19 protein-coding genes are annotated in these 21,290 nt (G+C 32.6%); 7 read left to right on the forward strand and 12 right to left on the reverse strand.

Features of this window, described 5'->3' with window-relative positions; genetic code table 11:
• The first annotated feature begins 56 nt into the window (after positions 1–56).
• From MR875_04775 to MR875_04785, 3 genes are all read left to right on the forward strand, one after another.
• Complete coding sequence (locus MR875_04775; GenBank protein MCI6994154.1) at positions 57–1,442, forward strand: Mur ligase family protein; 1,386 nt, start codon at positions 57–59, stop codon at positions 1,440–1,442.
• Positions 1,435–2,946 carry a Mur ligase family protein gene (locus tag MR875_04780; protein MCI6994155.1) on the forward strand — a complete coding sequence of 504 codons (1,512 nt, stop codon included), beginning with the start codon at positions 1,435–1,437 and terminating at the stop codon, positions 2,944–2,946. The genes MR875_04775 and MR875_04780 overlap by 8 nt, the downstream gene beginning before the upstream one ends.
• A gap of 130 nt (positions 2,947–3,076) precedes the next feature.
• The gene (locus MR875_04785) at positions 3,077–5,398 is read left to right on the forward strand and encodes a DEAD/DEAH box helicase (GenBank protein MCI6994156.1); all 2,322 of its coding nucleotides are present in this window, start codon (positions 3,077–3,079) and stop codon (positions 5,396–5,398) included.
• Here the strand turns inward: MR875_04785 and MR875_04790 are convergent.
• Genes MR875_04790 through hisS form a run of 4 tightly spaced genes read right to left on the reverse strand, consistent with a single transcriptional unit; the run spans position 5,395 to position 9,700 of the window.
• A complete protein-coding gene (locus MR875_04790; protein ID MCI6994157.1) occupies positions 5,395–6,144 on the reverse strand; it encodes a sugar phosphate isomerase/epimerase in 750 nt (249 codons plus the stop codon). The genes MR875_04785 and MR875_04790 overlap by 4 nt on opposite strands.
• 4 nt (positions 6,145–6,148) lie before the next feature.
• Positions 6,149–7,993 (reverse strand): PINc/VapC family ATPase, encoded by a 1,845-nt coding sequence (locus MR875_04795; protein MCI6994158.1) that lies wholly within the window; start codon positions 7,991–7,993, stop codon positions 6,149–6,151.
• A gap of 1 nt (position 7,994) precedes the next feature.
• Complete coding sequence (gene hisI, locus MR875_04800; GenBank protein ID MCI6994159.1) at positions 7,995–8,402, reverse strand: phosphoribosyl-AMP cyclohydrolase; 408 nt, start codon at positions 8,400–8,402, stop codon at positions 7,995–7,997.
• 2 nt (positions 8,403–8,404) lie between these two features.
• Positions 8,405–9,700 (reverse strand): histidine--tRNA ligase, encoded by a 1,296-nt coding sequence (gene hisS, locus MR875_04805; GenBank protein MCI6994160.1) that lies wholly within the window; start codon positions 9,698–9,700, stop codon positions 8,405–8,407.
• Between the two features lie 85 nt (positions 9,701–9,785).
• Here hisS and MR875_04810 point away from each other — a divergent pair, with 85 nt between their 5' ends.
• A complete protein-coding gene (locus MR875_04810) occupies positions 9,786–10,637 on the forward strand; it encodes a shikimate dehydrogenase (protein ID MCI6994161.1) in 852 nt (283 codons plus the stop codon).
• Between the two features lie 4 nt (positions 10,638–10,641).
• Complete coding sequence (locus MR875_04815; GenBank protein ID MCI6994162.1) at positions 10,642–11,331, forward strand: ATPase; 690 nt, start codon at positions 10,642–10,644, stop codon at positions 11,329–11,331.
• On the opposite strand, the gene MR875_04820 is transcribed toward MR875_04815, so the two are convergent.
• Positions 11,314–12,870 (reverse strand): replication factor C large subunit, encoded by a 1,557-nt coding sequence (locus MR875_04820; protein MCI6994163.1) that lies wholly within the window; start codon positions 12,868–12,870, stop codon positions 11,314–11,316. The two genes, MR875_04815 and MR875_04820, sit on opposite strands and share 18 nt — an antisense overlap.
• A 9-nt stretch (positions 12,871–12,879) precedes the next feature.
• The gene (locus tag MR875_04825; GenBank protein MCI6994164.1) at positions 12,880–13,827 is read right to left on the reverse strand and encodes a replication factor C small subunit; all 948 of its coding nucleotides are present in this window, start codon (positions 13,825–13,827) and stop codon (positions 12,880–12,882) included.
• A 152-nt stretch (positions 13,828–13,979) separates the two neighbouring features.
• On the opposite strand from MR875_04825, the gene MR875_04830 reads away from it, so the two are divergent.
• Entirely contained in the window at positions 13,980–14,936 is a 957-nt protein-coding gene (locus MR875_04830; protein ID MCI6994165.1) for a zinc metalloprotease HtpX, read from the forward strand.
• On the forward strand, positions 14,936–15,667 hold the full coding sequence (locus tag MR875_04835) for a tRNA (adenine-N1)-methyltransferase (protein MCI6994166.1): 732 nt from the start codon (positions 14,936–14,938) through the stop codon (positions 15,665–15,667). Before MR875_04830 ends, MR875_04835 begins: the two co-directional genes overlap by 1 nt.
• A gap of 345 nt (positions 15,668–16,012) precedes the next feature.
• Here MR875_04835 and MR875_04840 read toward each other — a convergent pair whose 3' ends face one another.
• From MR875_04840 to leuS, 6 genes are all read right to left on the reverse strand, one after another.
• A complete protein-coding gene (locus tag MR875_04840) occupies positions 16,013–16,249 on the reverse strand; it encodes a hypothetical protein (GenBank protein ID MCI6994167.1) in 237 nt (78 codons plus the stop codon).
• 60 nt (positions 16,250–16,309) lie between these two features.
• A complete protein-coding gene (locus tag MR875_04845) occupies positions 16,310–17,593 on the reverse strand; it encodes a lectin like domain-containing protein (GenBank protein MCI6994168.1) in 1,284 nt (427 codons plus the stop codon).
• 78 nt (positions 17,594–17,671) lie between these two features.
• Positions 17,672–17,899 carry a hypothetical protein gene (locus tag MR875_04850; GenBank protein MCI6994169.1) on the reverse strand — a complete coding sequence of 76 codons (228 nt, stop codon included), beginning with the start codon at positions 17,897–17,899 and terminating at the stop codon, positions 17,672–17,674.
• Between the two features lie 85 nt (positions 17,900–17,984).
• Positions 17,985–18,638, reverse strand: coding sequence for a hypothetical protein (locus MR875_04855; protein ID MCI6994170.1), 654 nt, complete (start codon positions 18,636–18,638; stop codon positions 17,985–17,987).
• A gap of 237 nt (positions 18,639–18,875) precedes the next feature.
• Positions 18,876–19,472 (reverse strand): hypothetical protein, encoded by a 597-nt coding sequence (locus MR875_04860; protein MCI6994171.1) that lies wholly within the window; start codon positions 19,470–19,472, stop codon positions 18,876–18,878.
• 144 nt (positions 19,473–19,616) lie between these two features.
• On the reverse strand, positions 19,617–21,290 hold a 1,674-nt coding region (gene leuS / locus MR875_04865; GenBank protein MCI6994172.1), incomplete at its 5' end, for a leucine--tRNA ligase.

Genomic DNA, 21,290 nt, shown 5'->3' on the forward strand with positions numbered 1-21,290 from the left:
TAATATTAATAAGATTCAAATATTATACTAATAGAAATTATAAGGAAGACTTTTTTATGAATTATTTAGTTGTTGGTGCTGGAAATGCTAGTAGGCCTGTTGCAAGATTATTAAACCATTTAGGTCATAGTGTTGTTGTAACAGATTTAAAAGACATTTCTGAATTTAAAATAGAGTTTCAAAGAAGCTTAATCGAAATGGGAAAAGAAGGAGTAACTTTAGACATGGCGAATAAAGACCCTTCAGTTGATGGGTTTGATGCTGTTTATATGCCACCTACTTTACCGAAAACCGCTCCAATTGCTCAAAAAATTGCGGAGTCTGACTTAAAAATTTTAACTAATGAAGAATTCTCTAAAATGGTAAATGATTTAATTCCTGTTGATATTATTGGAATTACTGGAACCATGGGAAAGACCACTACTACTTTTATTACAACTAGCTTGTTCAAACAGGCAGGATATAAGGTTTGGTCATGTTCTTCTCTTGTAAATAACTTGGTTTCAGAAGCAATCATTGATGGAATCGTTAAAGGAAAAGTCAATGAGTGTGATATAGCTATTTTTGAGCTTCCTCATGGTACTATTGGACTTTTAAATAAACTGGATATTAAGATAGGTCTCTTAACTAATATTGCAGAAGACCATTTATCTGAATTTGGAGGATCCCTTGAGAAATATCAACAACGTAAACTTGTATTGCAGGCTATGAGTGAAACTTTTGTATCAAACAATTCATGCCGTGATATAATTGAATCAGTTCGTGATGATGCGTTATTCTATGCATTGGATGAAGATGTTGACTTTAAAGGTACTGTGGGAGACAAATCATTAACCATTTCATATGAAGATAATGAATTTACAACACCATTCAATATGATGAGTTATTTCTTTGAAAACTCTGTTGCGGCATCTGCTGTTGCATTAACTTATGGTGTTAGTGAAAAAGATATTATTGATGCTTTAACTGTATTTAAAGGATTGCCTGCACATATGGAAGATGTAGGTGATTATAATGGAAGAAAAGTTATCCTTGATTCTGCATTCTTATATGATGGAATGAAAATAACATTGGATTACTTTAAAGATGAAAGTGTCGTATTGTTCTTGGATCATTTTGATACGTTATCCGTAAGGGATAAGGCGGAAGTTGGTGAACTTGTAAGTGGCTATGATCTTAAAGTGGTTATAGCTAGTGGATTCAATGAAGTTACACAATGTGTTGAAATGGAAGCTGCACATGAAATCTTGGATGCTATAACAAATCCTAAAATTGAAAAAGTGGCTGTTGAAACAATAGAAAAAGCGGCTGAATTGACTTTCAAATACTCCGAACCTGGAGATATTATTTTACATATGGGGCCGCTTATAGCATATGATAGATTAACTACTGTTGAAAAAATTACTAAAGGACTTGAGATAGGAAGTAAAAAATATGAATAAAGATAAAACCTTCGGAGTTATTGGTGTTTGTGGAGCAAACGGAAATTTAATAGCAAGAATCCTAAAACAAAGAGGATTTAATGTTATTGGAACAGATTTATCTTCAAAGGAAGATTGTCGGTTTGCTAAAGCATTAGAAGGTTATGATATTGAAGTATTTTATGGAGAGACTCCAGAAGAGTTTTTTGAAAAAGCAGATTATATAGTTCCTCCAGCAAGTCTATCTAAAGATTCTAATTTGTTTAAACAAATAGGTGATAAGCCTATTTTCGAATTATATGATGTAATTGAAAAAATTCAACCTGAAAAGCCAGTATTCGGAATAACAGGTACAAATGGTAAAACAACTACCACTACTTTACTTAAAAAAATCGCTTATGACAATGGAATCAAACCATGTGAGCATGATTTGGAAGGTATGCAAGGTAATGCGGAATTCATTCCAATCCTTCAATCAAGATTGGATGGGGAGGTAGGTATTCTTGAAGTTGGAACCTTCGGTATTGAAGGTACTATTGGCAGAATTGTTAGAAATACTGGAATGTCTGGTGGGTTGATTACAAATATTACTCCTGATCATTTAAATGACCTTGGAAGTTTCATGGATTATGCAAGAGTCAAAGCAGAATTCATATCTGAAATAGGAAATGGTCAATTAATTGTTAATGGACAAGACCCAACAATTATGGGATTATTAAGAGACATGGATTTCAAAGGAGATGTAATTACATTTGGTGTTGATGAACTTCCTGAATCTGTTGGAATGAAGGAATGTGTCTGTGGTAATGAAATTGCAGTTAAGGAAATAATCTCTGGTTGTGGATACTACTTCTGTAAATGCGGTCTTACAACTCCTCAAGTTGATTATATTGCAACAAATATTGATTTAAAAAATAGAACATTTGATTTGCATACTCCTGATGAAAAATTAACAGTTAAAATGGGTATTGATGGACTTCACAATGTATACAATTTAACTGGAGTTATTATTGCAGCTCATAAATTCTTGGATTTACCGTATGATAAAATCTTACCTACTATTGCTAGTTTTTCTGGTGTAAGTGGAAGAATGGAAGAGATTGCAAATGTTGAAGGTAAAGATATTTATGTTGACTATGCTCACAATCCTGCAGGTGTTGAAACCGTATTAAAAGAATTCAAAAAGTTATTTGGTGATTTCACAACTGTAATTACAGTTTCATCCGAATCAGGATATGTTGGAGATAGTGCAATATTCGATAGTGTTTTAAAATTCTCAAAATTCATTGTTCCTGCATCTGTTGCATCACAAAAAATAGCTATGGAAAAATTGAAGGAAACTCCTGAATTGAATAGCAGAGTATTTTTAAACCATGTTGATGACTTTAAAAAAGTTGGAACTCTTGGAGCTTCTGAAGAAGAGGTTAAAGAGGGTTTAAGAAAAGCTTTAAACTTGGATTGTGAAATGGTAATAGCTATTGGTGAAGCTGCTACCAAATTCAAAAACGTTGTTTTTGAATTATAATTTTCTCTTTTTTTGAGTATTACTTTTCAAATGCTCTCACTAAACATTTTATAAATATCAAAAAGTAATATGATAATAATTAAGGGTTAGGTATAAATTCTTTTACAATTATTAGATTATGGGTTTAATTATGGCTAGTTATATTTCTCATCCTCTTTTGAAGAAAAATGCGATTGAATCAAGATTGTATCAGCAAGTTCTTGCTGGGGATGTTTTAAAAAAAGGAAACACTATGGTTGTTGCACCTACTGCATTAGGTAAAACAATTGTAGCTATTTTAGTTGCAGCTGACAGGTTACAAAAGGTTAAAAATTCCAAAGTATTGGTTTTAGCTCCGTCTAAACCTTTGGCTATACAACATGAAGCTAGTTTTAAAGAGTTTATTACTCTTCCATGTACTTCAATAACTGGTGCAATTAAACCTGAAGAAAGGGTTAAAAGATGGGAAGAATCTAGAATAGTCTGTGCAACACCTCAGACTGTTGAATCTGATTTATTAAACGGTCGTTATGATTTAAGTGGGGTTTCTTTAATTGTTTTTGATGAATGTCACCATGGGGTTGGATCTTATTCATATGTGTATTTGGCATCTCGTTATGTTCAGGAATCCAACTTTAATTTAGTTTTAGCTCTAACTGCTTCTCCGGGTTCTGATAAATTTAAAATCAAAGAGGTTTGTGAGAACTTATATATTCAGAATATTGTTGTTAAAACAGAAGATGATGCTGATGTGAAACCTTATTTTAATCCGGTGGATATTGAGTGGGTTAGAGTAAAAATGAGTAGCGAGCTTGAAAAAATTAAGGATTATGTTGATAAATCTCTAAAAATGAGGCTCAAGGCTTTAAAAAATATGGGTATCATCAGAACAGTCTCTGTTGGTAAAGTTGATATATTAAAGGCAAGAGGTAGAATTCAGGGTGAAATTGCAAGAAATACCAATCCTGATAAAGAACTGTTCCAGGCTATTTCAATTTTAAGTGCAGTTATTAATATTCAGCATGCTCAGGAGCTAATTGAAACTCAGGGTGTCCAAACATTCAATAAATATGTTGCAAGGCTTCGTAAAAAGAAAACAAATGCAGCTAAATCATTAATGTGGGATGATAATTTTAGTCGTGCTATGAAATTAGCAAGAGATGCTGAGAAAAATGGTTGGGAACATCCAAAATTGAGGGAAATCACTAAAATTATCAAAAAAGAGTTGGGTGAACGTGATGGTCAACTTAAACTCACCACCAATCGTTTTGAAGATAAAAGTGATGAAAATGCTTCCAAAATTATGGTATTTACTCAATATAGGGATACTCTTGAAATGATTCATCAAAAGCTTGAAAAAGAGGGTATTAAATCAGTTAAATTCTTTGGTCAGGCTTCAAAGGATGGTGAAAAAGGATTAACTCAAAAACAGCAAAAAGCCATCATAAAATCATTTAAAATGGGTGAATATGATGTATTAATATCAACAAGTGTGGCTGAGGAAGGTATTGATATTCCTGCTGTAGATTTGGTTGTATTATATGAACCGGTTCCATCTGAAGTACGTATGATTCAAAGACGTGGAAGAACTGGTCGTAAAAGAACTGGTCGTGTAAAAGTACTTATGACTAATGGAACAAGGGATGAAGCTTACTATTGGACCAGTGTTAATAAAGAAAGCCGTATGAAAAATCAGTTAATTGATCCTGTTGTTCTTGAAGAATTAAATGCATCTGCTGTTGAGCGCATGGAAAATCAGAAAAATGTTAAAGTCATTGAAAGACCTAAAAAAGAAAATGATTTCCCAATTGTCTATGCTGATTCTCGTGAGGGTAATTCAAAAGTGATTAGGCATTTGACTGAAATGGAAATTGATGTTAAGGTGCATTCAATGGCTGTTGCTGATTATCAGGTAAGTGATGAGGTAGCTATTGAAAGAAAAACTGCAAAGGATTTTGTTGATTCAATAATCGATAAAAGATTATTTAAACAGGCTCGTGAGTTATCAGAAGAATTTAAACGTCCCTTATTAATTCTTGAAGGTGATGACCTGTATGCGGGTATGGTAAACCCTAATGCAATTAGGGGGTCACTTGCGTCTATTGCAATTGATTTTGGTATTAGTATTATTCCAACAAGAAATGCTCAGGATACTGCAGCTATGATTAAAAGAATTGCTGTTCGTGAACAAAATGGTGAAAGAACTCCAATTCAGATTAGGACAGATAAAAAACCGGTAAGTATGTTGGAACAGCAGTTGTTCATTGTCGAGTCTTTGCCGAATATTGGTCCTGTTAATGCTAAAAATTTGCTTGCTCACTTTGGCAGTGTTGGAAAAATAATGAATGCCACAGAAAGTCAGCTTCAGGAAGTTGAGGGTATTGGTAAAAAAACAGCTGAAAATATTAGAAAGGTAATTGATTCAAAATACCTTTATTTTGAAAAAGAAATTAAGGAAAAAAGACTTCTTTAGAAGTTCTTTTTCATATATTCATAACTTTTTTTGATAGAATCGTAGTTATTTACTTCAATGATGTAGATGCCATCATAATTATTTTTCTCTAAAGTGTTGACTATACTATTTAAATCAATAGAGCCTTCACCTAAAGCAAGGTGTGAGTCATCATCACCAAAATTATCATGGATATGCACGTGTTTAATGGAATCAAAATACATTGCATCTGCAGAATATCCTGCATGTTTCGCATGTCCAATATCCAATGTCATGGATAATCCATTATTAACAAGAAGTTCATGTAATTTTTCCATATTGCTATAAATAATATTGTCAAAAATTGGCATATTTTCAAATGTGGTTAGCACTCCTAAATCTTCACCATATTTTCCAATTTCAATCATTGCAGCATCTGCTACATCAATAACTTTGTTTCTAAAATATTTATTTGCTAAAAAAGGAATTGTCCCTGGATGGACAACAACAGCTTCAGCATCAATTTTATTTGCAAGATCAATTGATGATTTGATTTGTTCAATTGAATTTAATCTGCTTTTTTCCTGTAAACTTGCAATATTTACATCCATAAATGGAGAATGAACTGAATATTTTAGATTAAAACTTTCTAATGATTCTCTAGCTATGTTTTCAAAAGGGAACTGATGTACTAACTCAGCATAATCTATGCCTAAGTTTTCAATAAATTCCAAAGTGTGTTCCAATTCATATTCAATTCCTGCAAGTGTTGATGCTCCAATTTTCATATTATCACATTTTTTGGATAGCTGTAATTTCCAATCCCATTTCAATAGCTTCGATAATGAAGTCGGATAATTCTATTCCTCTTTTAATTTTAATTTCTCCTTTTTTGGAAGTTGTAGCTGTAAGCAAGTATTCTCCACCAATGTATACATCAAAGTTCTTTCTTCCTTTTTCACGACCTAAATCGAGAATTAATTGTTTGTTTGTGTGGATAATATCAACTTCAATTGGAGTTTTACTAACTGGTTTGGAGTCAATTACTTCAACTCCGAGACTTATTCCAATGCTTTCTTCAATCTCAGCAATTCTTTTACCGTTTTTACCGATAATCTTTGGAATAAATTCTTCCGGAATATACATATTTGCCCTTTCAGGGGATACAACTTCCACATCAACTTTAGCTTTTTTAGGAAGAAGTTTCTTAACTTTTCTTAAAATCTCCTTTTCTGCAATTTTTTCAACTGCGGTCTTGTGTTTTTCGTCATCTCCAGGACCATTGACTAAATCCATGTCCATAACGATGGTTTGTTCACCGTATGTGTAAATCTCATTTTTAAGTTCGCCAGTTTCAAAGTCTCTAACTTCAATCACAGGTCTTGCAAGGTCTGCTTCCTTCATTCCTGTTGGAACTTTAACAGTCATTTTTGTTTCGTATACGTGGGTGACTTTTCCATCTTCAATGTAAATGCTTGTATCTACAATTGAAGGTATTACACCAAGTTCCACTCTTGAAGCAATTCTTTGAATAGAATCTATCGGACGGGTTGCATGCACAACACCAATCATTCCAACACCTGCTAATCTCATATCTGCAAAGATATTAAAGTCACTATTTTTTCTTAATTCATCATAAATGGTGTAGTCTGGTCTTACAAGTAATAATACATCAGCTGTATTTTCCATGCTGCCTTCTAATGGAGCGTATTGTGTAATTTCATCTGGAAGCTGTAAATCTCTTGGAGATTCCATTGTTTTTACAACTTTGTTTAATTCTGATGAGTAATAATTTGCAATAGCTTGCACAAATGTGGATTTACCTGCTCCAGGAGAACCAGAAATTAATATTCCTTCAGCACTTGTCCTAATTCTGTTTAATAATTTTTCAGATAAGTGGTATTCATCTAATCTAATGTTTGCAACTGGTCTTACAGCTGTAATTTCCAATGCTTCAGAAAATGGTGGATATGCAATTGAAATCCTGTATTCACGGGATTGGACAACAAATGAACCTTCCTTTTCACTTTCTAAATATGTTTTAGGATCACTTTTTGCTTTATCCAGGATTTCATCAACAATTTTTTTGAGTTCTTTGTATGTGTAACGTTTTTCGCTTAACACTTCAAAATCAATATGTCCTGGTGTTCCTTTTTTAGCCATTGGAACAACATTTTCCTTTAAGTGAATTGACATTGTAGTTTCATCAAAGAATTCTTCTATTGAAAGAGTTTTTTCTTTATATTCCTGTTTGAAATAGTAAACAGGAATTCCTTGAGCTTTAGCGGTTTCAGCCTGTACTTTATCATTTGTGAGGAGAGTTCCCATTTCGCTTCTTGCTAAATCTCTTATGATACTGTCAATTTCACCACTCTTAGCATATCTAATGTCATAATTGGTAGGTCTTTTTCCTTTAAAACTTATGGATAGTTCGCCTTCATATTGAAGTTCCTGCAATTTTTGCAATTCTTTAAGGCCTCTTCTACCTTCTGACCTATTGGCATTAGCTTGGTGTTCAAGTTCACAAACAACTGCTTCAGGTACAATAATCTCCGGATAATCGATATCTTCAGTTTCAATCAATTCGCTTATTGCACCTATAATGACAGCACTTGTATCTGGTATTATGCATTTCATTTTAATACACGTCTTCTGGATTTACAAGTCTTTCTAAAACGACTTCTAAATCTTCTTCTTTCAAATCTTCTATATCTATGTCATTATCTGTGTTTAATTTTCTAAAGAAACATGAGAAGTATCCTTCATGGCAAGCTGCACCGGTTTGGTTGATTTTTAAGATGATTGCATCCATATCGCAATCAACAAGAATTTCTTCTACTTCTTGGAAGTGTCCTGAACTTTCTCCTTTAAGCCATAATTGGTTTCTGGAAGTACTCCAATAGCAAGCTTTACCTGTTTCAAGTGTTTTAATTAATGCTTCCTTGTTCATATTTGCAAGCATTAATATTTGGTTTGTTTTTGCATCTTGGGCAATTGCTGTAATTACTTTAACGCCATTGATTTCATGTCTGAAGTTGATTTCCATTTTTATTCCTCTTTGAGATAATCTACAATATTGTCAATGTCAACTAATTCCTGTTCACCGCTAATCATGTTTTTAACAGTGATTTTGCCTTCTTCAAGGTCGTTAGCACCAATAATGACCATTTTTTCAACTTTGATTTTATCAGCGTAATTCATTAATTTCTTGAATTTTTTACCGTTCAAGTCAACATCTGTTTTAAATCCGTTTTTCCTTAAAATTTGGGTTATTTCAAATGCTTTTGGCCTAACATCTTTTGAAATAGGTGCTACATAAACGTCTAAGTGTGAAGGTAATTCTTCTTTATCAGTAAGTTCTTCAATTGCATTCATTAATCTGTCAAAACCTAATGCAAAACCGGTAGATTCAACTTCTTGTCCTCCGAAGAGTTTTACAAGGCTGTATGATCCTCCACCACAAATTTGTTTTTGAGCACCAAGTTCAGGGACATAGATTTCAAATACGATTCCGGTGTAATAGTCAAGTCCTCTTGCAACACCTAAGTTTATTGTATAATTTTCAACTTGGAAAGCATCTAAGAGTGAAATTAATTCTTTAAGTTCTTCCAATGCAGCTTTTGGTTCTTTGTATGGTGCAATTAATTCTTCAACATCAGGGATGATTGATTTGTCTCCAACAAGGTCGATTAATTTTAATAAAATTTGGTTTAGTTCATTATTATCGATTACAGGATTGTCTCCGCTTAAAGATTCAATAAGCAAATCTTTATCTCCTTTATCAATAACTACCATAATTTCCCTTTGGGTTTCAACAGATATGTCGAAGTGTGCAAATAGTCCTCTGATAATTCCCAAGTGGTTAAGGTTAACGTCTGCTGTGACAATTCCAAGGGATTTGATTGCATCAGTACAAAGCGCAATGACTTCAGCTTCACCTTGAGGTGTTTTTGCACCGATTAATTCACATCCGAATTGCCAAAATTGTCTGAACCTTCCTTTTTGAGGTCTTTCATATCTGAAACAGCTTCCGTAGTAATAGAGTTTAATTGGTTTTGTTGCTGTTTTTTCAAGTTCATTTAAGTATAATCTTGCAACTGGTGCTGTTATTTCTGGTCTTAATGTTAATTCTCTGTCAGATTTATCTTTGAAGTTGTATAATTGATTTACAATTTCTTCTCCAGATTTAGTTGTAAATAACTTTAATTCTTCAAATAATGGGGTTTGAATCTCTTGATAACCGTAACTTTCAAATACTTTTCTTAAGGTACTTTCAGCTTGTTTTCTTTCTCTCATTTCTTCAAATAAGAAATCTCTTGTACCTCTTGGTCTTGTAAATTCCATTTTTACTCTCCTTATAAATGATATATTATAATTTAAGTATGTATATACAAATTTATATAATCTTTGTTAATCAATAGAATATTATATGAAAATTAAAGGTAGTACAAATATTGTAGGATTAATTGGTCATCCGGTTGAACATAGTTTCTCACCGCCAATGCATAATGCTGCATTTGAAAAATTGGGGATGGATTATGCATATGTTGCTTTTGATGTTGATCCGAATAATTTAGGTTCAGCAATTGAAGGTGCTAAATCATTGAATATTAAAGGATTCAATGTTACCATTCCTCATAAGATTGAAGTAATGCAATTTTTAGATGAAATTGATGAAGTTGCTGGTTTGATTGGTGCGGTCAATACAATAGATTTCAAAAATATGAAAGGATATAATACTGATGGAATTGGTGCTGTAAGGGCAATTGAAGAGGTAATCAGCATCAAAGATAAGAATGTTGTGATTGCAGGCGCTGGTGGTGCATCAAGAGCTATTTCATTTTATCTTGCAAAATATGGTGCAGATTCTATAACAATATTAAATAGGAATGTAGATAGGGCTATCAGCTTGGCAGGGGATGTTTTGGATTCAGGATTAATCGCTGATGTTCAGGCAGATTCCATATCAGAAATTAATAACTATTTGAGTGATGCAGATATTCTCGTTGATACAACACCAATGGGAATGCATCCTCATGTGGATGATGAACCGATTGCTCGTGCTGAAGATATGCATGAAGATTTGGTTGTATTTGATGCAGTATACAATCCTAATGAAACAGTTTTAATAAAAGAAGCTATTAAAGCAGGTGCAAAACCGGTTTATGGAATTAAAATGCTGCTTTATCAAGGTGCAGAAAGTTTTAAAATCTGGACTGGAGTGGATGCTCCTGTTGATGAGATGGAAAAGGCTTTAAGACAAACACTTAATTTAGAGTGATATCATGGATTTAATGTTTGATGTTTCAGGATTAAACGAAGAAAAAGAAGAATTTTCAAATTCTAAAAAAGATGTATTGAAATTTCTAAAAATAATTGGAGTTGACAGTCGTTTTGTCTCATACACTCCAGAGAAAATCTATATTAATAATTTAAGATTTTCAAAATTTTCAAGAAAAAGACAAGCTACCTTTAATAAGCAATATCCTGAAATTGAAGTCGTAAGAAGCTCTTTATTCCAAAAGATATGTTCAAAATCATCAAAACATTTGGCTTTGGAAATACAACCTAATTCAGTTGTTTTAATGCCTAAGGATAATTTCATCGTTGAACTGATTATGGAACCTTATACACGTAAATACGGTGCAAAACTGGTTTATGATGGAGATTATGATTTATTGGTCAATCCGTTGATTTTAAATGATCAGGTAAATGATATTTTTGAAGGAATATTCAACGGTGAAGGTTTAAACTTTAAGATGGATTCTAATGAAATATATCCTCTGATTAATGTTCCTTTGGAATGGATTAATTCATTTTTGGAAATGGATGGTCAAAAATTAATTGAAAATAAAAATAAAAATGAGTTAGCTACTTCCTTCAGTGAATTTTTGGAAGATGTAACTCCTCAATATAAAGAAAATGTTGTCAAAGCAGCAGAGTTCATTGAAAAAAAATTAGAAACTGAACAATGAAACCTGTTTGTCAGTTTTCTTTTTCTCTTTTTTCTCTTTTGGTTTCTTTTCTACTTTTTTAGGTTCTTCTTTTTCTGGTTCTGGAATAGATTCTTCAATTGCAGGTTCTTCAAGAACTATTTCTTCTTTTTCTGGTTCTTCAGGTTTGATTTCTTCTTTAATCTTAGTAGAATCAATGCCAGGAATTTCAAACGGAAGGTCACTTTCAGATTTTTCTTCTGCCTCAGCAGCAACATTCATCATTTGGCTTTTAAGCTCTTCAGCACGTCTGTCACGTTCTTCAACTCTCATTTGAGCTTGTTGTTTTTCCATTTTTGTAATAACTTTTTTAGGAATCTTTTTTGATCTGAATCTTTTGATTTCATTATCTTCAAATTCAAAGTAATCAGAGATTTCCCAAGCAAGTTCATCATTTTTAAACATTATCTCGAGGTATGGGAACATTGCAACGGCTTCTGCATGTGAAATATGAATTCTTTCAGATATCTTCTCGGCAATTGCATCTCTGAGGTTTCTTTTACCTCTGTTACGTCCCATTAATGAGAAAATGGTTGGAGTTTGGATTTTTGTGAATTTTTTATATGTTTCGTGCTTGGAGTTACTTACTCCAATTCCCATGAAGTCACTTGCATATTTCCAGTAACCGTAATTTCTACTGCTCAATGTCCTTCCAAAGAATATGTCTGCTTTTGAGATGTAATCATAAGCTTTTTTAATCTCGTCTTTTTTCTTGTATTCTCTTGGAATGTTTTCTGCAATATATTCCATAACTAGTGTAGGGTCTTCTTCAATCCACATTGCCTCTTTAACGTGAGCAGGAGTTTTACTTTTTAAAACACCAGTTATTGCATTGAAAATATCAGAACGTGTATCCTTGGTTTTCATGTTTTCTACATCTTTCACTTCAAGTGTAGAATCTTTACTGGATAATGCTTGCAATGTATTAATCGCTGATCTGACATCTCCTTGAGACTTAACTGCTATTTCTTTTAATGCAGCAGGGTTTGCCTCAACACCTTCTGCCTCTGCAATTTCTCTTAAAAGTTTTGAGATGGAATTCCATCTGGACTTTTTCATTTTAATTACTTGGCATTTAGGTTTGATTGATTGCAATCTTTTTGAGTAAAAATCATTGGCTATTAAAATCATTGGATGATTGGAGTTTTTGATTATTTCTCCAATGGCTCTAACTCCTCCACGGTCGTTAGTTCCGTGAATACCGTCTACTTCGTCAAGAATAATTAATTTATATTCATCTCCAAAAAGTGATCTGGAAGATGAAGATTCACCAATTGTACTTTTAATAACGTCTTGGGAACGTTTATCACTCGCGTTAAGCTCAATATGTTCTGAAAATTGTTTTGCAATAATTTGAGCTAATGTTGTTTTTCCAATACCGGGTGGACCAACTAAAAGTAGAGGTATTTGTGGGTCATTTGATTTCCAAGCGCTAACCCAATCTTTGATTATTTTAATCTCTTTAGTATTACCTACCACTTGGCTTAGTTCCTGTGGTCGGTATTTATCAGTCCATAACATTTCTATACCTTATAAGAATTGGGTTAATAAAGCTTCAAGTTGTATTCTTGGATTTGCTCCTTCTCTTATTCTGAAATCACATTCAGCGATAGCTTCAATTAAATCCATGTAAATACTTGCATCCATTTTTCCTTCAAGAACTCTTTTGGAAACATCTTGATAAATTTGAGTCACCATGTCTTCTCCACTGGTTCCCTGAAGCACCATGGTTTCTCTAAGGAGTGTACGAGCACCCATAAAGTCTCCCATTAATGCTTTGTTTATCATATTTCCAATGTCTTGCGGTTTTGCTTTTGAAACAACTTCATAAACCGCATCTTCTGTGATGGCTTCTCCTTCTGAAGTTGCTGCCTGTAAAACGTTCACTGCTTTTCTCATATCTCCTTCAGCAAAGTAAACGATTGATTCAAGGCCTTGGTCATCTGCTTCAAATCCTTCTGTTTCGCAGATATATTGTAAACGTTCTTTAATTTCTTCTCCTTTAAGCGGTGCAAATCTGAATATTGCACATCTGGATTGGATTGGGTCAATAATTTTTGATGAATAATTACATGAAAGTATAAATGAAGCGGTTTTAGTATACATTTCCATTTCACGACGAAGAGCATGCTGTGCATCTTTTGTCATATTGTCTACTTCGTCTAAAAAGATTATTCTGAATGGTGCACCAACTGGTTTCAATCTACAGAAACTTTTGATACGGTCTCTTACAGTATCAATTCCTCTTGCATCTGATGCATTTAATTCTAAAAAGTTTTGTCTCCAGTATTCTCCTAAAATGGATTTTACTAGTGCTAAGGCTGTGGTTGTTTTACCGACACCTGCAGGACCTGTAAACATTAAGTTAGGCATACTTTCTTCGCCTACGTATTTCTGTAATCTTGTAACAATTTGTTTCTGTCCTACAATGTCATCTAATTTTTGTGGTCTATATTTTTCTACCCATGGTCCGCTCATTTAATCACCATTTTTTTATAGTAACATTATGTATTTTGTAATTAAATTATTTTTTGCTTAACTTTTTTAAGTATATGGAATCTAATAGATATATATTTAAAGTAAGCATTTAAAAACTAATGTTTATAATAAATTTTAAGGTGTTAATTAATATGAGAAATACATGGAAACTTAAGTTAAGAATGATTCTTACATCTATTATAATGTTTTCAATCGTATATTTCCTTATAATGCTTGTAGGATATTTCTTAGGCATTAGTAGCTGGAAATTATACTTTGGTATAAGTATAGTAATTATATTTTTACAATATTGGTTTGGACCAAGTATAGTAAAACGTTCAATGAATGTAAGGCCATTATCAGAATCTGAAGCACCTCATATCCATAAAATGGTTCAAGAATTAGCTGATGCAGCTGGAATTCCAAAACCAGAAATAGGTTTGTCTGAAATTAATATTCCAAATGCATTTGCATATGGTAGGTCAAGTAGAAGTGGACACATTGCAATTACTCGTCCAATTTTAGGATTGCTTGACCGTGATGAGCTAAAAGCTGTTATTGGTCACGAAATGGGTCATATCAAACATAATGATATGATTGTTACTGCAGCGGTTAGTGTTATTCCAATGATTTGTTACTACATTGCATTGTCATTCATGTTCTCAGGAGACAATGACAATGGTGGTGGAATTATAATTGGAATTCTTGGATATGTATTCTATTTAATTGGACAGTTATTAGTGCTCTTTATTTCAAGAACTCGTGAATACTATGCTGATGAAGCAAGTGTTGAATTTGGAAACCGTCCTGCAGCATTGGTATCTGCACTTTACAAATTATCTTATGGTGCAGCAAGATGTGATAAGCAGACAATTTCTGAAGTAAACATAAACAGAGCATTCTTTGTTAATGATGTGAACAATGCAAGAAATGATGTTACTGATTTCCAGCAAATCGACTTTGATGGGGATGGAAAAATTTCTGATGAAGAGTTAAGAAGACTTGCAAATTCTGATGTTAAAATTTCAAAAAGAAGCGGTCTTATGGAATTATTATCCACTCACCCAGATTCCTTAAAAAGAGTAAAAAGATTAGCGGAGTTAGAATAATGAAGATGATTTTAGATGAACGTGGTAAGAAGTATGTTTTAAAACCTGGTGAAGATTTCCAAAGCGATTTAGGAATTGTCCATGCTGAAGATTGGGAAGCTGCGGATATTGGTGATGAGGTTAAAAGCCACTTGGACCACACATTTAAAATTATGAAACCTAATATTAATGATTTCATTGATATTATGGATAGAAGATGTTCAATTCTCCTTAAAAAAGATATTGGGCTAGTACTGGCACACACTGGTTTAGGATCAGGGTCCCGTGTAGTTGATGCGGGAACCGGTGCAGGGGCTATTGCACTAAACTTCGGAAATGTTGTAGGTCCTGAAGGTGATGTATTTACCTATGAAATCAGAGAAGACTTTGCTGAAGTTGCTCAAAAGAACATTGAAAGGTTTGGAATTACTAATATTCATGTTAAAAACAAAAATATTAAAGATGGAATTGATGAGGATAAGATTGATTTGGTCTTTTTAGACTTGCCAAAACCATTTGAAGTGTTTGAAGAGGTAATGGACTGTCTTAATGTTGGTGGATGGTTAACAGTTTATGCACCATACATTGATCAGGCAGAAATTTCTTACAGTATTGCTAAAAAATTAGGATTTTATGATATTGAAATCTTTGAAATCTTGGAACGTGGCCTTGAAGTCAGACAGCAAGGTGTAAGGCCAAAAACACGCATGGTTGGCCATAGTGGATATATGGTATTTGCAAGAAAATTATAGCTATACTTTTAATCAATTTTAGCTATAATTATTTTACTATTTTTAAAATTAGTTTTTATTTTTTTACTAGATTATTAAATTAAATTTATTGTTTGTTTTATTTCTTGATAAAATCAGTTAAGTTATGTATGATAAGGATTAAAAAATCCCCATCTTTTAACTTTTACAGCTTTTTTAATTGTATCTTTGCTATATGTTATTGTTGCTGTGTAGGTTTTACCTGCTTTGAGTTTTTTAATAACATATTTGCTAACTGTAACTTTAGCTATTCCTTTTGAATTGGTTTTTACTTTGTATGTTTTACCATAGAACTTGAAGGATATTATTTTTCCTTTAAGTGGTTTTTTACCATTGGATAGTTTTGCAGTTAATACTAATTTTTTTAACTGTCTTTTTAACAGTAACTGTTTTTGTAGTTGTTAAAACCTGTTTTACAGTTAATGTATTTTTAATTGTTTGTCCTTTGTATGTTGCACTAATTGTGTGTTTTCCTGGAGTTATTGTATTTGGTATTTTGAGTTTTGCCCAACCATTTGCATCAGTGTAAACTTTGTAAGTTTTTTTGTCAATTTTTATGGTCACTGCTTGTTTTGCACCTACTGCTTTTCCGTTGTCTCCATAAACTTTGACTTTGTAGTATGTTCAATCGTAGTAGTACATATTGATATTTTTATTTCCGCTGAATCTGGATACTATTTTAACTGTTGTTTGGGATTCTTCACCAGTAACAGGATTTGTATAGATTATTGTGTGGGATCCGATATTTCCAGTTAACGGGACAGAAATTTCTCCTTTTTCATTGGTTTTGAAATTCATGTTTTTATCATCATATTTTACTGTGATGGTTCTGTAAATTAGGGGATTTCCATTAGCATCATAGAATGTAGCTTTGACATTTGATGAAGCTTTGTATCCAATTGTAGTTTCATCTACTGATTTGATTGTACTTAATACTTCTATAGTATTAACAAGGATAGTGTTGTTGTATTCTGTTGTAATGATGTAAGTTCCAGGTTGCAATTTAGGTAATTTGACTTTGACAATTCCATTTTCATCTGATTTGTATGTTTTATTTTCATTTTCAATTGAAACAACAACTGAGGCATTACTTTCATTAATAATTATTGTAAACTCATTATCTCCGGAATAATATTCTTTAATATTTTCAGTTTGAATTTCATTTGGCAATGTGTATACTTTAATACATGCAGTAGAATTATCGCTACTCAAATCTTTTTCTCCAATGAATGATGTTCCTTCTTGATAGTGTGCTCTTGGTGATTTTGATACAGGTACTGCATTGGATGTAATTGTAATACTAAATGAATCATCTTTTTTAATAGAGACATATTTGTCTAGTTTTATAGTATGGTAACCATAGTATTCTGATGTGCCTTTTTGTGTGTAGACAATTTTTCCGTTAACTTTAATTTGCACTGTGTAATTGACTCCTTCCTGATTGAAATAGGTTCCAACAGCAGCAATCATATCATCATCAATAGATATGAAATTATTTGTATAATCCAATTGTTTACCTTCATTTATAAATTTGGATATTCCGGAAATGTCATATTGGTAATTTTTGTTGTATTGTATTGTATTGTTGAGCATAATTCCAATCATGCATTGGTCTGGGTCAGTTGATAATGATCCATCATAATAGGAAACATACATATATCCATTGTCTCCCCATTCTGAACCCCAACTGTTTTTAACAATCCATGCACCGTCTCCTGGTGGTGTAATTAAAAAGTTGTCTTTTGAATAATTGTCATCCCATCCAACAATTGATATTACATGGTTACCAATTTCTGTGCTGTTGACATATTTTGCATTTGTTTTTTCATTATAGTAACCAGTTGGTGTACCTTCCTCACTTGTAGCTTTGCTTAACAAATATGATGATACTGAACCATATTTTACTATTGCTTCTTTTATTTTTAAATTTGCTTCGCTACTTAAATCATTATGAATGATGATTATATCTTGAATGTGGATGTCATTTTATGTTGTTAATGCAGGGGAAACTTTTCCAAGTTCGTCGTAAGTGTCATAAGCTCCAGGAAATGCTCCAAACCAACTTAAAAGATAACCTATTGCAGAGTTATAATCTCCACCTTCAATATTCATGTTTCCATATTTGGAGTATATGGGCATAATGTCTTGCATGTTGTTTTCTGAAAAATCAATTTTTTCATGTGCATCTCCAGTAAGGTTAAGTGCTTTAATCAATGCGATTCAAGTGCCCGGTTACTCCAAATGTCCAGCATGCACCCATTGTTCCCTGATTTCTGACGTCTGAAACCCAACTAAGTTCTCATAGATCATATTTAGTTAAATTTGTAAGGTTTACAGTTTCATTGATAGGATTGATTATGGTTAATTTTATTCCTTCTCCTGTCATCACATAAACATAATCAGTATTGAGTTGTGATAATGTATAATCACCAGTTAATTTTCCTATTTCTGAAGTATTATTCTCATAAACACTATAAATTGAATAATTTTGGTCATTATTGAAATTTAAGTTGTTTAATATGTATTTTGAATCATAAATATATAATGCGCTACCTAAGTATGCATCATTGTTTGTGAAGTTTGAATTTGCAATATTTAATTCTCCATCACCTTTGTCATAGAATATTGCTCCTCCATAAGTTGGGTAATTTTTGATGATGGATACTTTATTGTAATTAAAATTGCTGCTGTTAATTAAAGAATGAACATAGGAAAAATATGTTGCTCCTCCATTGTATATTGCAGTATTGTTTGTGAAATTTGAGTTTGTAATTTCTGATATTCCACCTAATTGAAGAATAGCACCACCAAATTCGGATGTACAATTTTCAAATAGTGTATTATTAACTATGACTTCTCCGTCTGCAAAGGTGTTTCCAACAATATCTGCATAAATTGCACCACCATTCTTAGTTGATGAACTGTTTATGAATTCACAATTGTCAATTATCAAATTTCCTATTTTAATTCCAACGGCACCTGCTGTAATATTTGCATGTAAATTATGGAATTTGGTATTATTTATATAGACATTTCCCTTATTGATGTATATTGCAGTTGCATATTTTGATGTAGTATTTGCAAATGTTGAATTGTAGATGTAAAGTTTTGTATCACTGACGGCATATATTAAGCCTAAAGGTGCTGTTTTATTACTTTTAAATAATCCATTACTGATTCTTATTTCAGATCATTCTGAATAAATTGCAGCACCTGTTGGAGCATAATTGTTTAGGAACTTGTCATCGTTACTTGTATATTTTGAATCCATTGAAAGTACTGCTCCTCCAATATGCATTCCATTTAAATTTCCACAAGAACAATTGATAAAAGTTACATTGTTTGTTATGATGTTCATTCCATTAAGTTGTATTAATGCTGAGTTATTACCATTTTTTAAAACAAGATTGTTGATAGTAATATTATTTCCATTTTTTATTAAAAAGATTCCTGCTTGGTTTTTTGCATCTATAATGTGGTTATTTCCATTAATTACTATGTTACTTTTGTTAATTAGTATTCCTTTAGTATGATTAGTATCAATTTGTCCATCAAATGAATAATCTTCAGTAATTTCGATTTCATTATCTGAATTTTGCACTTTTTTGTTCAAATCATCGAATGTTGATGTCGAATCATCACTTAGAATATTTTCATTATCATTAACAGATAATTGTGATGAATCCTCTGTTGTATTTAAAGAATTAGTGTCGCTTGCATAGACACAGCCGGCAGATATCAGTACTGTGGCTATTACAAATAATGCGAGTATTATTTTTCTATTCATGATAAATCTCTTTCCCATATAATTTATTCATTAATAATTTTATTATTATAGTATAATTGTTTTGTTACCTTAATGAATATTATTCAAAATAAGTGGATTTTATAGAGTTAAATAAAAAAAGAAAAAAAGTTTGGAATAATTAAATTATTCCATAAATATTGCAGGTTTGTAAGGCATTGCGTTTTTAGCCTTGTTTTGTGGGTCGTAAGAGTCATCAGTATGAATAATAACTTCGTTTCCACATTCTTCTTTAATGTAGTCAAGAGCATCAGATAAAATTTCAGATTCGTTGATTTTTCCGATGTATCTTGTTTTGGTTATCTCTTTACCGATTTTTTTAGCTACCATTGCGATTTCTTTTTTGTCATCGTGGATTTTAGCTCCGATAGCTCTTCCCATGATTTGTCCGATGTCTGGTTTTCCGACTTCATCGGCTATTTTGTATAATTCCCATTTCCAGTCAGGTGCAAGGTAAATGTGGACTTTTTCGACATCTTCTCCAACCATCTGTTTGATGTGCGCAATATCTTTAATGATGTTTTCTACTAAGTCTTCTGATTTTTCAATTTCAACACTTACGAGCTCTTCATTGTATTCAGGCCATTTAGCTTCACTTACAAATCCAACTCCTCCATAGGTTGCCCATAATTCTTCTGAGGTATGTGGTGTAAATGGTGCAAGGAGTCTAATCCAAGCTTCAAGAACTGTTGATAAAACATAGATTACTGCAGGGTCTTGTGCATCAATGATGTGTTTTACTCTGTATAAATAGTGGTCTACATCCTTTTTAAGTAAGAATAAAGAATCTTGTAATGCTTGTCTTGTCTGGAAGACTTCTAATGCTTCAGTTGCATTTTTGATATGTTGGTTGAGTTGACTAATCATCCATAAATCAATGGTTCTTGTAAGTTCAACTTCTTCGATGTTGCTTAAGTCTAATGGGGAACCTTTGATTTCTTCAACTCTTGCTGCAAATTCTCTAAACCATTCGAGTCTTCTTTTAGTTCCGAGAACTTCTTTTTCTCTCCAGTCGAAGTCTTGCCATGGTTCAGCAGATGCCATTAAGAAGAGTCTTACAACATCAGCAGTGTAGTCTTTAATTGCATCTTTAAGTAAGATTACGTTTCCTTTTGAGGAGGACATTTTGTTTCCTTCTAAAAGACCCATACCGAATACTACGGTTCCTCTTGGCCATTTATCTTTAGGATAAATTGCGCTGTGGTGGAACATTAAGAAGCTTAAGTGGTTACCAACGAGGTCTTTTGCGGATAATCTCCAGTCAAGTGGGTACCAGTAGTTGAATTCATCTTGAATTTCTTTAACTTTTTCAGCAGGTACTGTGATTTCTCCGGAATCTTTGTTTAATAAAACTTTATCAAAGAAAGCAAGGTTTAAATCATCAGGATTCATGTCTCTTAAGTATTTTGCAATAGTATAATATGACATGTAAATTGTGGAGTCAGTTAAAGGTTCAATTAACCATTGATTATCCCAAGGAAGCCTAGTTCCAAGTCCTACTTTCCTAGAGCAAGCCCAGTCATCTAGCCAATTTAAGTAGTATTCGAAATTGTTTTTAATTTCTTTTGGAATAACAGTTTCGCCATCAAGAACTTCTAATGTTTTTTCAGTCCATTCTTCGTTACCGTATTTCATGAACCATTGGTCATCCATAATTTTAACTACACAGTTGTTACCGCATCTGCAGACTACTGGTCTTTCAGCAAAGTCGTACATGATTGTAGCCATGTTGTCTGCAATTAATTTCTCTTTTAACTCTTCACGAGCAAAACGAACTTTCATACCACCGAAATCAGGTAT

Origin of the sequence: Methanobrevibacter sp., from assembly GCA_022775905.1 — an archaeon.
Taxonomy (GTDB): domain Archaea; phylum Methanobacteriota; class Methanobacteria; order Methanobacteriales; family Methanobacteriaceae; genus Methanocatella.